Source organism: Candidatus Methanodesulfokora washburnensis (genome assembly GCF_003947435.1).
In the GTDB taxonomy this organism is placed as follows: Archaea; Korarchaeota; Korarchaeia; order Korarchaeales; family Korarchaeaceae; genus Methanodesulfokora; species Methanodesulfokora washburnensis.
In genome coordinates this window covers 1-14,216 of record NZ_RCOS01000151.1, presented here as the reverse complement: position 1 = coordinate 14,216, position 14,216 = coordinate 1, and the positions used below count along the sequence as shown (strand labels likewise).

The 14,216-nt window shown below is 37.5% G+C and carries 11 protein-coding genes; 3 read left to right on the top strand and 8 right to left on the bottom strand.

Features of this window, described 5'->3' with window-relative positions; translation table 11 throughout:
* Positions 1-109 precede the first annotated feature (109 nt).
* Positions 110-1,273 carry a PD-(D/E)XK nuclease family protein gene (locus D6D85_RS13195; protein WP_125672503.1) on the bottom strand — a complete coding sequence of 388 codons (1,164 nt, stop codon included), beginning with the start codon at positions 1,271-1,273 and terminating at the stop codon, positions 110-112.
* Positions 1,274-1,382: 109 nt separating this feature from the next.
* Positions 1,383-2,537, bottom strand: coding sequence for a hypothetical protein (locus D6D85_RS13190; protein WP_125672502.1), 1,155 nt, complete (start codon positions 2,535-2,537; stop codon positions 1,383-1,385).
* 982 nt (positions 2,538-3,519) lie between these two features.
* Between D6D85_RS13190 and D6D85_RS13185 the strand changes: the two genes are divergently transcribed.
* The 3 genes from D6D85_RS13185 (at position 3,520) to D6D85_RS13175 (ending at position 5,581) form a co-directional block, all read left to right on the top strand.
* Positions 3,520-3,738, top strand: coding sequence for a hypothetical protein (locus tag D6D85_RS13185; RefSeq protein ID WP_125672501.1), 219 nt, complete (start codon positions 3,520-3,522; stop codon positions 3,736-3,738).
* Positions 3,739-4,812 (top strand): hypothetical protein, encoded by a 1,074-nt coding sequence (locus tag D6D85_RS13180; protein ID WP_125672500.1) that lies wholly within the window; start codon positions 3,739-3,741, stop codon positions 4,810-4,812.
* 178 nt (positions 4,813-4,990) lie between these two features.
* Positions 4,991-5,581: a hypothetical protein gene (locus D6D85_RS13175; protein ID WP_125672499.1), complete on the top strand. Its 591-nt coding sequence runs from the start codon at positions 4,991-4,993 to the stop codon at positions 5,579-5,581.
* A gap of 111 nt (positions 5,582-5,692) precedes the next feature.
* Here the strand turns inward: D6D85_RS13175 and D6D85_RS13170 are convergent, their stop codons facing one another.
* The 6 genes from D6D85_RS13170 to D6D85_RS16490 form a co-directional block, all read right to left on the bottom strand.
* Positions 5,693-6,121 (bottom strand): hypothetical protein, encoded by a 429-nt coding sequence (locus D6D85_RS13170; protein WP_125672498.1) that lies wholly within the window; start codon positions 6,119-6,121, stop codon positions 5,693-5,695.
* 152 nt (positions 6,122-6,273) lie between these two features.
* A complete protein-coding gene (locus D6D85_RS13165) occupies positions 6,274-6,759 on the bottom strand; it encodes a hypothetical protein (protein ID WP_125672497.1) in 486 nt (161 codons plus the stop codon).
* 7 nt (positions 6,760-6,766) lie between these two features.
* On the bottom strand, positions 6,767-7,582 hold the full coding sequence (locus tag D6D85_RS13160; protein WP_125672496.1) for a hypothetical protein: 816 nt from the start codon (positions 7,580-7,582) through the stop codon (positions 6,767-6,769).
* A 21-nt stretch (positions 7,583-7,603) separates the two neighbouring features.
* On the bottom strand, positions 7,604-10,762 hold the full coding sequence (locus D6D85_RS13155; protein WP_125672495.1) for a hypothetical protein: 3,159 nt from the start codon (positions 10,760-10,762) through the stop codon (positions 7,604-7,606).
* 8 nt (positions 10,763-10,770) lie between these two features.
* Positions 10,771-13,746: a DUF1156 domain-containing protein gene (locus tag D6D85_RS13150; protein ID WP_125672494.1), complete on the bottom strand. Its 2,976-nt coding sequence runs from the start codon at positions 13,744-13,746 to the stop codon at positions 10,771-10,773.
* A 64-nt stretch (positions 13,747-13,810) separates the two neighbouring features.
* Positions 13,811-13,975: a hypothetical protein gene (locus tag D6D85_RS16490; RefSeq protein WP_161969882.1), complete on the bottom strand. Its 165-nt coding sequence runs from the start codon at positions 13,973-13,975 to the stop codon at positions 13,811-13,813.
* Positions 13,976-14,216: the final 241 nt, after the last annotated feature.

The window sequence follows — 14,216 nt, the reverse complement described above, 5'->3', positions numbered from 1 at the left end:
CTAAGGTTTAAAACTAGATATCTTATCTCCTGCGGAATTTTCTCCATCTTTTCCTCCAGATCCTGCTCCAGATCTTTTATCTTATCGATGGGAGCATAATACCTGTATCTCATGAGTATCTCTCTGTGACCTTAGAAGTGAGATTTTCTTTTTCAGAGATTTGCCATTCCCTTACAATCTTAGCTATCGCTCTATCACATATCTCTCTATCGCTACATACACTGCATCTTTTACCTGAGGGCTTTTGTGGGATTTCGCCTTCATCAATTGCCTTTAGAACCATATCGACATGCTCTTTTGCTTTCTCAGGATTTGTTTCTTCCTCTATAATACGCATGTCCCCTGTCTCAGCTATATGGATGTGAATCCTCTTTTTTCTTCTCGGAAGGAGAACTGAGTAAATATCTGCCTGAAGGGATGCATCTCTCACTACATATTTTAAATTTTTCTCGCTCCTTGTGTCCTTATACTCATATATGAAGCTGTCAGCAATCCCATCCGGAACGCCAACTATCACATGATTGCCCCACGCTTTATACAATCCGATAGTGGGATAATCCTCAGCAAACCTGTGCTCAGAGATCCATCCTCTTTCCTGATCCTCATTTTCACTCCATGCTTCAGCCAAGAGCTTAATTTCCTCATCTGTTAGAGATCCTCCTCTCTCTTTCTTCTTTTCCTCCTTCAAAAGAAGCTCAAAGTCATCCTGAGTGAGATCCGGAAATTCGCTTATCTTTCGGACAGCATCCAGCAATGCACCAATGAAATCCTTAGGAGAAGGATAATTTTTATCTATCCAGCCCAACACGTTTTTCAACCCTCTCATGAATTCCTGTCCCTTATCCTCTCTCATAGCAGGAACTGCGGCTATTCCATCCGCTACATCGTTTATGAAATAAAGAATGCATTTAACCAGTCCTCTCTCTTTATCGTTCAGATCACCACGAATGAGGAGAAAATTTCCTTTTATGTCGATATATCTCATATAATAGCCGCTCTCATTTGTTGTGTCTAAGAAGGTTTTTCTTGGGCAAAAATTCCAATCTACAAGACTTTTCACACCAAGAAAACATGGCTTGCAAAGGGATTTTCTCTTCCTCTTTTCCCAGATCAGCCAAGAAAAGCAGACTTTATCTATAATGCCCCCTATTTTAACAGCCCATCTTATTATAGGCTCAGGATCTACACCTTCTATTCTCCCAAATCTCCTTGAAAAAGAGATTGCCCTTTCAACTAGATCTGAGCCTTTAGATATTCCTTCTCTTATAGTCATATTTTCACCTCTTATAAAGAGGTAGTCCAGTCTTATATACCTTGCTGCGTGCGCACATCAGAGGAAGCACACAAGTTCTTTTACTGAATTTGACCCCTCTTTTAGCCTCTTAGTAATTTTTAAATGAGTTATAAATTTTAGCAATAACAGAGGGTGAAATCTTATACTGGCAAAATCTATTAAACAAAATTATATGCTGTTCAACGATCAGTTTGATTTTACTTCCCTCTAAATAGACGTGCTGATCTTTCATAAAGGACGTATCCTGCGTCTCACCTAAGTATTCTGCCGAAACTATTACAAATAATAGATGGGGGTATTCATACACCTCTTCTTCTAATTCACTAATGGTTTTTCTGATGTCACGTATTCTAAAAAATAGATCATTATTTTTGATAATTACAATATTTGGATATTCTTGAGGAAGTTGTCTTTGTTCCTCCTTGATTTTTCTTTTTGTTCTTAATATTTCATTCACATCAAAAGGTGGACCGATAAACTCTCCGACATGGAATCCCCTATCTGATGCCCACTTTTCTAAAGTTTCTTTATCTCCTTCTGGTGCTATTCCAATCTCAATTACATCTTTAATTGATAACTCATGAAAAGAGTTATCTCTCTTAACTTTCTCAACTGTTTCCTCAACCTTCTTTACAACTTCATTTAAGTGCCTTTTAGAGAGCGTTTTATAAATACGCCCACAATAATGTATAAACGGAATAGATCGCCATAGGATATCGGTAATTGCTTCCATTGTTTGGTGGACTTGCTCTTCTATCTCGCTTGGTCCCATTTGAGAGATTTCTACAAAAAGCTCCTCTCCTGTATCTTTGTCAATTAGCTTTAGATCTGGAATTCTCTTCACATTAGAGATTTCAATAGTGGGATCTATGATTATCTTAAAACCTGCTTTCGAAAACTTAAAGCTAGCTTCTAAAATTGAAACTCCTTCCTCAAATTTACCCTTATCTTTAATGCGATTTAGTAAAGAAGAATAATTCTCTTGATTTTTTAATTCATTAAGAGCTTCTGCAAACCAAATTATCCATCTACGAGTCCAAGGGGCTAAATTTCTGATGTAGTCACATATTGGATGCCCTTCACTAAATGCATCCTTCAAAAACTCTTCCCCTAACTCTTCTCTTAAAAATTGAAAAGCACGTTTAACCCTTTCTTTTTCAAAAGGCGTTAGCTCCTCAATTGTCTGAGAATGTTGGATCAACTTTTCCCAATTCCAATAATCTTCCAGTCTCTCGAGGATCATTATGTCCCCTTAGTTCTCATAGCTTCCTTATATATTTTAATCTTGCATGTATGCATTAGTATTATATCTATTGAGAACTGACTGTCAACTTCAGAATCGATCACCCTTGATTGTGTTCGTTCCGTCACCCGACCCACACAAGGATGCCTATCATGTACAGGTATCCGCCTTTTCTTTCACAAGAGAGCATCTACTCACGTGAAAGTAAGTACCATCCTTATATCTACAGGAAACTCCCTAAATAATCCTATGAGTCCTACTAAAATCAATTATGCATAATTCTTTTTATGAACTTCTATAGCTTTTATTCTTTCTATAATTTGAGCTAGAGCTAGAATATCGGCTTTATTCGCCTCGCTGAGTACCTTTCTTGCATTATCATCGCTTGGATTTTTCAAGATTCGCCAGCAAAGGTCCAGTTTGTCAAATCCACTCATATTATAGAAGAACTTCTCCCACCATTCATCCTTCTTATGACCGCATAGGGCATCAAAAACATCATGAAGAGAGCTGGATGAAGTTGGAGCTACGAGGGATACCTGTACATGATAGAGGAGATTTATATTTTGTGCGTCATAGGAAAATCTCTCCTTCAGAATCTTTTTATCAGCTCCTCCCCAGTGAATAAATACATAGTCCCTCTCCTTGTCTTCAAGGTATTCAAAGACTCTATCCTCATCATCATCTTAAGTACTCTTTAACTTCACTAAGTCTACTCTGATTTATGCGTATCCGCTTCTTCTCTTTACCGTCGAGAAGCCAAGGAATTTTACGGGTAGTTTTCATTACCATACCCTAATAGACTAAGTTTAGCTTAAGGCTGTCCCCCAAATGAGCTGTTTTGCTCCCTATGCTAGGGTAATAAAAAATAAGGTAAGGGATCGCTCATTTTAGTTTTCTTTTTTGGGTCAAGAGAAAAATCATCAATTCCACAAAATTTTTATTAGGAAATAGAGGACTATTAGATTATAGTGGTGAGATTATGGAGGAGCACAAATTACTGATTTTTCACGAAAGAGAGCTGGAGAAAGTGTTGAGCAAGCTTAATCTAACTGAAAAAATCGAGAAAGGAGAGCTAAAATGCAGTATATGTGGAAAGATTATCACCAAGGAGAATTTTGGAGGTATCTTAGGAAGAAACGGAAATATCCTAGTTATCTGTGATAGCATAGAGTGCATCGAAAAAGCAGGAGGTGAATAGATGTTCCCTCCTGACTTATCACTTTTAATTTATTTATTACATCAGATTTTCCTTGCACTTGAGGGTTTTGGATCCTTTGTATTTATCCTTATACTGTTTATTATTATATATTTACTTTATCCCGAAAAAGTCGAGAAGGCAATGATATTAATAAATAAAGCATTTGCCTATGCATCAGAGAAACATGAGCGAAGGTATATATCGAAAAGTATAGAACATAACATTAATAGTTATGTAGAAAAATTTGATAGGGAGTCTGAAGGAATTCTTCCTTATAAAATTAAGGTAGAATGGGTCAATGTTGACTCCATAGAAAGTTATTTAAGAGATAATGCTTTAATTATAAAAATGAGGAATCACAAAAATCAGTCCAAGAATTTTGCATTGGCTGTAAGAGAGTATATTCCAAGAGCCCTTATTCCTACAGCCCGAAGATATGTGCATCGAGAACTCATGAAAGCAGTTGATTATGTGGTTTCCAAGAATATTCTTGCTGCAGATCCTAATGCACTTAGCTACTTCATTGACGTAACAGCAGGGGAAGTAAAGCAAGTAAAAGGACTAGTAGAGGAAGTAGAGGAGATAAACAAAGGAGGATATGTGACAAGGATTCTGCTATCTGAGTACAAAAAGCTAAGTTCCTTATATCCCAGCGACCCGAAACCTGATGTTCATGAGGAGACAAGAAGTTTTGAGCTGAAGATCTATAGGCTTGTTACAAAGAAACCAGAAGAAAAGGTCGATCCTGCATATCTTGGCAAGTATATAAAGGCAGCTATTGTCCCCATTGCAAAAGCAGAAACTCTTGAGATTTCTGGGCTAGATGCTCACATGAAATTTATTGGAGAATCTCTGGAAAAAGGGATAAATACATTTTATATAGTAGCTGCCGGAGAGATTAACACGTTTTTTGCAAAACAGGCATTAAAGGAAGCTGAAAAACGATATAGATTAAGAAAGATCTATGAAGAGGAATATCACGGAGTCCACAGAGGAAGAAAAATGAAGATATTTGTGGGAATACTTACGGCATATGGTGAAAGCGTCCCTCAAACTGTCGATGCGCAGGTGTAGACCGACCTTTATCCGATAGCAATATTCCTATCTAGCAAACATTGAAATGATCATGTCCTCATATGCGGCAAGGCTTTTGCATATATAACATTGGTCTCAGAGGGTATGCTTTGACAGGACTCACTTAGGTCAAGCAAAAGCTTTTATACATTAGGCTGCTGTGTTTTCGAGGGAGACAATGTACTGGAAGTTTGTCTGCACAAATGAGACTGAGAGCGAGTGTTTTCAGAGGGCTCTTTTTGGTGATACTAAGAAGCTTTGGGACGAGATTAAGGATGTAAAGAGAGGTGATACTCTCTTCCTATACAACGTCGATACAGATGTACTTTTTGGACCTTTCACCGCTGAGAGCGGCGGTGAACTGAACATCGAGCCAGACGCTTGGGGCGGGCTTTTTCCCGCTCAAGTGAGGGTTGGGTGGAAGGCAATATCAATGGTAAGGAGTGCCTCAACGAAATTTGGCTTCCTGAGAACTTTTGCTGTCAGACTTTCCGAAGAGCAAGGTGGGGAACTCCTGAAGGTACTGACCTCTGAGTGCATCGAGATACCAGCTCAGTTTAAGTCCGAGATCCAGCAATTGGACATGGAAATCCATACACTAGCCCATAGGATGGAGGAGGCAATGCTCGGTAAGGGCCACCCGGCAGATAGGGAGATAGATCTTGACCGGTTTAAAGGCGAGTTCGTAGCCAAGATGAGGGACTTCGTCTGGGCCGTAAGGAAATTGGACAAGCATACTGGAATCCTAGAACTGCCATCGAATAAGTAGGTAAGTTGTCTTTTAACGTACCAAAAAGGAAGGAGATTCTCCGAATCGTATTCATGCTATCATCAATTAACAGAGACCTCTGATATATAAACCAAAAAAGTTAAAAAATATTCAGAATTTAGGAAAATAAGGAAGATAACAGAATATTAAACTTTCGATGGAAGTTATAACATTATTATCGGAATGTCTTCCAAGAACACCATGAGCTAATAGCATAGGATACCTAGAAGTTTTTAAGATCCTGTATTCCTGTTTAATCGTTATTGGTGGTAATCGAATTTCAGCATAGGTACGGAAGTATTTGGGATATCCATTTTTCGCTAGGAAATCGTTAAGCTCATCTAGGCTTGAGAATTCCATGACACTTATGGGCTGAAAATAGGAGTACAGACTTTCCCAATTTTCTTTATGAATTCTGTTAAGAAGCTCGTCCCTATTTTGCCTGTACTCCTCCATCTCTGGCTTTAGCTCTCTCTTAAACAGTTTAAGAATATTCCAACTTTCTATATAAACCTCTAAACTTAAAATCTCTCTAGTCATAATTCTGCCAGCCTGAATAAGCTCTTGCATAAGAAAAAGAAAAAAGAGGAAAGTATAGGGGAATAATTCTTATGCACGCACATTTAGTTCTACTTTTTACACAAAACTTTCTCGGAGATTCACAAAAAAGTACTCTGCCAGTATAATGATCATTAAAATGTCTTAATAGCTGCTATTATTTCACCTATAGCTCTTGAAATTGCTTTTGCACTCTTATGAGAAACCAGCTGTTTTCGTTGATAATCCTTAGTATATTCTGTTAAATCTAATGCAAGTTCAACCATACCTGTTAAATACCGCATTAAAGGCATTCCGCCATGAATCATTTTATCAAGGATATGAGCATAACTTAAAGGTTTCTGTTTCCCATAAACCGCTAATAGGAACACTGTTACCGCTAATCCTGTGCTCCATGGAAGCTTCAGGAAACGTTTGTTACCTCTTTTTTCAGCATAGTATCTGACACCATTGTTATCTAAAGTTGAGAGTATATGGTTATATAATTCGAAAGCTCTCTTTCCTCCTAATGTAATATAGTAGCGTGACTCTATGCTCGGAAACTTAATTCCTAATATGCATTTCTTAGGATTCTTGGAATGTGCATATATCAACCAATATTCTCCACCATACTCGCCCATACACTCTTCACCCTATTACCAGCATTGCAGAAAATATACTTAAACAGGGTTTTCCACTACTAAATTTGTGATATAGATACCATGTGCTTTCTTCTGAGGATACATCATAACCATGATCTGATAATATTAGAACACGATAATCTTCCAATAAAATACTTACTTCAGATGCTATATTCTCTACTGTTCTATATAAGCTGGAAGCCATGCTAAATATATCTGTAAACTTCTCAACTTGACTTTTGTGAACAAGCTCATCTATCGTTCTAAAAACTCTTGAGCCCGCAGCTTCAAATCTTTCTTTAAGTATTTCCCCTAAAATCCCCATACTTATGTTCCCTGATGGCGATTCTAAGAAAATCGAAGTTAAATACTCGTATGTCTTAGTCATTCCCCCAGGATTTATAGCATAAAGCAACCCATCTGAGCTAATTTTCTTAGAGAATTTATTGTATAGGTATGCATACTCTGGAAGCGAGAGACCATCGCATAAAACTATAAATGGTTTCTTTTTACCTTTTTCAAGAATCTTTTTAGCTCTCTCGACAGCATATAAAATGCTTTCACCTGAAATCATAGGTCCGATCCCTGAAAGCTTAGCCATGGATCTTATGAATTCCCTGCCCTTCTTGATAGGATCTTCTAGTAACGGATTTGAAGATACTTCCTCGCAAAATTCCACTTTATCATAAGCTGCACATAGAGAAGCAAAAAGGATATGTTTATATCTATTAAATGATTCATTCTCAGTGGATAGCCTAAGCGATTCAGATAAATTAGATATGTACTCTCTGAGCAATGTTAATGAGTTCGTCCATTCTGGCATCAACTTATTCACCGGATTTTTTCAGTACAAGCTTTTTTCATCAATACCCACCTTTCTAAACCATTCAAGTAATTTTTCTCTCTTTATTTTTTCCTCGAAATATATTTTAATATAAGCATTTGAAATATCATTTCTATATTTGCGTAAGATACTATCGAGTTTAAGAATTTTGATAATATCTACGGGAATTTTCGATAAACTAATGCTTCCTTTCCCGATATTCGCTGAGAAATCCACAGCTTGAACATTGCCTAGCTCATCCTTTAACTTCTCAAAATGAGCTATAGCTATTATTACGTTATCAGTTTCTCGTATTTCAGCTATATCGTATACCTCATCTGGAGGAGGCGGTATATATATTTCTTCTTTTTTTATGATTATCTTTGTATCTTCTATAGATATCACAATCTCATTTATATCTGGATCTTCTAAGAAGTACACATTGCTTAATTGTTTAACTGCGCTTAAAATCTGCTCTTTTGCTATGGGCTTTATTGGAATCTCTGACCATCCCTTTGCTATAGATTCTATTATAGGCGAGGCGTCCAGTTCTAGTTTTATTCCTTTTAATAATTTGTGTTTATTATCTTCTTTAATTACATACTTTTTAATAAATTCTATAAGACTAGTTTTTATATCTTGAATTCTCTTCACATTGCATTTACTACATACTGCATTTATGATCCAGGATGGTAGTTCACCGTAGAGATCTTTAAACTCCTTAACAGTACTGCTTGGGGCAATGCTCAGATCTGCATGAACTATCATGTTAGTTTTTGGATCATAGTAAACTACTGTTTTGAATAAGCTTATAAGATCAGCAGTATAATTACTTATAGCGGAGGATGCTAAACTAGTTGCATAGCTTTCAATTTTCCTATGCATTTGCTCTATGATTTCTAACAGGATGCTCTCAAATTCTTGCTCGGTTTCAAAATAATCTTTAAGTGTAGATACAGCTGGCTCATTCTTAATTATATCGAGCTTCTTGCGTCTATGCTCTACCTTACCAACTTTGAGATATTCTATAGCCCTGGAAGCAGCATTAACAGAGGCTATCTCACTACAAAGCTTCCGTAAATCATCCAACGAAACCTTCGGAAGTACTATGGCAAACATGTTTATATATGGTATCTCATTCCTAAATTCATGTACTATTTTTTTAGTTTTATTGATATAGTCTACTTCTGTCTTTTCTAAAAGATTCGTCTCCACTATGCTCCAAGGGGACACCGTTAATATTGTGAATAAATCTCTATCGAGAAAATCTATAAAGGCAGGCTTATCCTTAAAATCGATTATATGCTTCTTCCAATCTATTAATTGAAGCTTTGGAGGAGCTCCTTTTTGAGACTTGCCATTAAAGAAGGCGGATAGGGAATACTGGTCGGTTAAGTGCTTCTTGAAATACTCAAGCATAGCATTATAGTCATATCTATCAATGCCGGCTTTCTTACGCTCCTCCTCGGCTATGTTGTTTACGAGTTCTGAGGGATTTGGAAGTAATGTAATGAGATAATAGTCTAGACCGCCGTACTCAATGCTATTTAAATATGGCAATCTCTTTAAATTCTCAAAAGCGCTATCGAACTTCTCAAAAGCTTTTCCAGATATAACTCCCACAAGTGCTGTGATCATATCTAGTTTCGTGGATCCTCTCAGCTGTATTTCATCCCTTGACTGCATCTGTGGAGCCTTCATTAGATCTAGCAGTTTAACGACATTCCCTGTTACAGATTTTGTGTAAACTGCTGACAACATAGGTAACATAAGTTCTCTAATTTCTTCATCTTCAACCTTCTCTACAACGCTTTTACAAGACTCGTATATCCTTATCCACTCTTTAGCTATATGTTCATCCATTGTATGAACAATGTCCTCGGGTATTAAATGTGCTATGCTTATAAGCATGGATTCAGACCACTTCGTTGACGAAAGTCTAGCTATTATGGAAGCGGTCACTCTTAAGAGATCCCTTATATGTTGAGACTTTGGTAGATCTGATCCAAATGTTGGATGAATAAGTTTGAGCAAGAGAGCTTCATAGTTTGGTGAGAATGGATAGAAGTCACCGAGTCTCCTTACAAAATTAAGCACCTCACTCTCGCCAATTAAGCTCATAAACTCTTTTCTGATATGCTCCTGGACTATTTGTATCACGTCCTCTCTTTTAGTTTTAAATCGTAATAATCTCAACATTAATATACTTAAAACGTCCTTAATTTCAGGAGCTTTTAGTGTAGATGGTTTAAGTCTCTCAACTCTCTCATTTAATTCATTAACTGACTCTATTAATAGCGTTTTAACCCCGCCAGAGCCCTCTTTAAGAATGCTCTCCGATATTTTAGACCATCTATTAGCATCTTGTTGGGCAGATGCATATATGAAGACTAATGGAACAACTCCTCTAGATAATTCAAGTAATTCCCTGAGAAATGATATGAGATCCATGAAACTTTTAATCATCTCGTCACTTCCGCCCATAATTACGTCATTGACTCCAGCATATAGCTCATCTATTATAATCAGAATTGACACAGGTTCCCTAATCCCCTTAAGAATCGAGATAAGCTCTTTAGCTGCATCTATAGGCTTAAGTTTATTTAGATTCCTTAAGAAGTTTGGATCTAAAAGTTTTATTCCATGAGCTTTATATTTTCTCTCTAATATTTTAGCAGATATCTCGAATATTGCATCATAGGGCTTGAGGTTTATAGGACGCCTCAAAAGATCTATTGCAAATACAATAGCTTTTTCAGCTACACCTCTATTGTAACTTAATTTTTCAATATCTATTTTTGAATAGATCTTTTCAAGCTCATCGACATTCCAGTGATATGTCTGAGCGTAGAGGTGCCATAATAACGTGAGAAAATGCGTTTTTCCAAACCCCATTTCTTGAGTTAAAGATAAAGCTACCGGAGCTTCTCGAACAACTTTAAGCCCATCATTAATCATTTTGAGAGCATTTAGCATAGGGTCAAGATGGGTTATCGAGAGAAATGTGAGGGTATCTGAGAACTCATCACTAACTATGACGTGCGGATCAAACAGCTCGTGCTCAATGAGCATACCGAGGCTTGGAGCAAGCTTACCTACATATTCACCTGGACTCAACCTACTATAGGCTTCAACAAACTGTGTAGGTTCAGCCACATCTGCCAGCTTAGGTACGCTCATTCAACAGCTCACCCCTCATATAATGCTTTAAGCACATTCTCTATAAAAGATTTATTCAACTTAATTCCGAAGGACTCTAGTTCCTCTTCCTTTGCTGTGAGAAGCAGGAATAATGAAACTGCAACAACCTGTCTACTAGCAGGCAGCAATGTTCTAACATAATTGGCGACTTTCTCAGCTTCTTCAGTGGCGGGAATTTCCGCAAGAGTTTTTGTAAGTCTTAAGGCCATACCTGATACAGTCCTATCAAGTACTTCAACTCTGCGTTTAATCAAATCTGCCACCTGCCTTCCATAAACCACTCTGCGTTTAGACTCCCTACCCTTAGCTTCTAGCAGCCCGAGATTTTTGAGTCTATTAAGATTTGTGCCAATAACCTTACATATCTTCTCTCCAAAGTCGTATTCAATGGTAGGCTCTTCAGAAAATCTCGTGGTCATCCATAGTAATAGATATGCCTTAGAATCCCTATCCACTGAAAGTATGTCATTAACCATTTTATCGATCAAGGTCTTTTCTAAGCCGGCTTTCGTAAAAACCTCCTTAATGGTTCCCTCCAGTACCCTTGAAACGCCATGATAAAGAGCTACTAGATATAATTTTTCTTTAAAGAAGAGTAACAATCTCGCTAATTTGTAAATATCTTTTGCCTCTAAATCTCTAGTCCCAATAAATTCTTCTAATGTTTCAGTAGTTTGTTTAATTGGTGCTGATTCGAATATCGGGTTCCATATCCGTGTAGCACCGGCTATAGCTCCTGCTAAAGCCATAATATACTTCTCATATCCCGAAGCGCCAGACTCCTCAGCACTTTGAAGAGCATCAACCGTACTTGAAACTATAGCATATTTAACTTCTTCATTCATTAAGAGTTCTTCAATATTAGCAGTGCCAACAATAACCCTTTCATGAGCCTTTCTAGCTATAATAGCTAAACTTGAGAAGAATGCTGACCCAGCCAATGCCACACGCCTTTCAGCCATCTCAGTCTTAATAGTCCAAACTTTAGTGACTGTGAAGCCTGCGGCATAGAGGGCACTTAGAATACCTTCCCAAGCCTCGGGGTCACTATGTGTAAACCATACTATGAGAACTCCATCATCCTTAAGTGTTTTATAAGCTCCACGGAAGAATGAGTACATGCTCCTCACATACCAATCTCTAGTATGTGACATCTTCATACGTTCTGTAATAATTTTAATTTTTTCATTTAAACCGTTGCCTTTAATTAGTGATTTACCTTTAATTAGCGATTTAGCAGACTTCCTCTCTATAATTTCAGAATCCCTAGGAACGGTCGATAATATAGGATTCCAACCATGCACAAATACTTCAGCCTTCCTACGCTCGCCTCTACTGAAGAGATAACCAGCATCTATTGCTGGAGCCAGAGTTAACCTCAAAATCTGCCAGAAAAATTCACTTAAATCGCTGTAATTATGTTGATCAAAATACGGCGGATCCACATTAACAACATCAACGCATTTTTCACCCAAGATCTCAGAAATTTTCATAGCATCGGCCATAAAAACCTCAATCCTATCACCTAAACCCTCGATCCAAGAACATAGAAGCTTAATAACAGGACATATACCCCCGTGGGTGGCTGAGGGTCTCTCAATATGAGGCTCAAAAACCCAATTGAGAGCTAAGTCGATACGTTTTGCTTCACAGTACTCGAGACCGAAGCCAATCTTTCTTGTCCTAGCATAATGATCCATAAGTTCTCTTATGGTTTTAGTACTATCATCCCATGTAGTTGTAATATTGTTAAAGTTAGTTAATTTATTGAGGCCAAAAGCTAAATAAATATTTATAGCTATTCCAAAATCTCCTTTTTCTTCGGTTAATTTTTTAACTTTTTCCTTGATGTAACCTATTAACTTTGCTAAAATCAAGAGTTGCCTTGGATTAAATAATTCATGCCAATTTTTCAATCCTAAATCTATTATAGGTTTAAACACTTCATTCTTCTCAGATATAGGATCCGATGGTATACACTCCCTTAACTCTTCTACGAGTCTAGTGAGGTCTAAGTATGCTCCCACGAATTTGTCTACATCCTCCTTAGATGCTACTACGAATCCCTTCTCAGTCTGTTTGACTAGTAGTATGTGAGTTTGAATAAGTTCTTCAATGGACTCTTTAGCTTGTTTGAAATTTCCACTCAATGCTATTTCTAAAAGCCTCTTATGCCTTGAAACCCAGTCTCGAAGAGCTACATCCTCGATAATGGGGGCATTACAGTATGGACATCTAAGCCTTGTGAATTCGGTCTCAACGCTCGAAATGTCCACAGTGAAGCCTTTATTCTCTTTATCGAAGATTAACCTTATGTACGGACCATCTTTCCCAAGTTTTGTACTGTGTATTATCGGTATAAGTCCTCCACAAGACTTACACTTATAGCCTCTAGCTATTATGTAATTCATGGCATCTTCAGGGTAGTACTTTCTAAGCTCCTCCAAAGCCCAGTTTATGAGTTTTTTGGTCTCAGCCTTAACCGCCTCGTAAAGTTTCTCACCATATTTGGCAGGATACTCAAGCGTAGCCTTGAGAATCAAATATGCCACAGGATTGTACTCCATGGCTACGGTTCTAAAACCGAGTCTTAAGGCCTCTAAAGGAATAGAGCCACCACCAGCCATAGGATCAACTATTACTATATTTTTCAGATCCTTGCCAAGCTTCTCCTTTACTATTTCAGCTATCTTGTCTCTGTCTGGTTGAACTAGATAGACTATTTCATATGGCACATTTGATGTATTATTAAGCCCAATAAGCTCATTAAACAAATCACGGTTAAAATCTTGAGGCAAGATTGATGCCAAGGTCAATGCTCTAGCGTTAGCATAAGGTCGTCTAGCAGGCCAAGGATGAAGATTACTAAGTTTAGGCACTCTGATAAAACTTTGCTCTTTTTCACTAGATTTATTAATTTTAGTAAGAGGGAGATATTCTTCGACAAGCCTTTTACCGTGCATTAGTAGTGCTTCCAAGCCTTATTTATAACTCTTACTTTTGCGAGTTACTACTATAAAAATATCTTTAGGTCAATTCGCGCGCTCTCAACTTTATTCTCAGCCTGCTTTCCACAGCCTTATACTCCCTCTTCCTGTCGTACAGCTCTTTAATATCCTCAACTGTGACTATCTTGAGCTCATTGAGGATCTCATGGAAGGCCTCTGATGCTATGCTACAAGTTCTTCCCACAAAAATCCGGCAACTCTTTTTACAGAGGCTAAAACTAGAAAGATAACTGCTTTTGAGATTATAGAAACAAGCCAATCTCCTCGAGGAACTTCTCAAAAAGGGAAAACAAAATTATGTAATTTTGAGTTAGAGAATAATACGTTTCTTGAATTTGTTTCAGGGAACGATGCACCCCTTTAATTTAAATCCAGGAAAGACCTCGAATTTAGCTCCAGGAAAAAGTACAGGTGCTTCAAGTTTA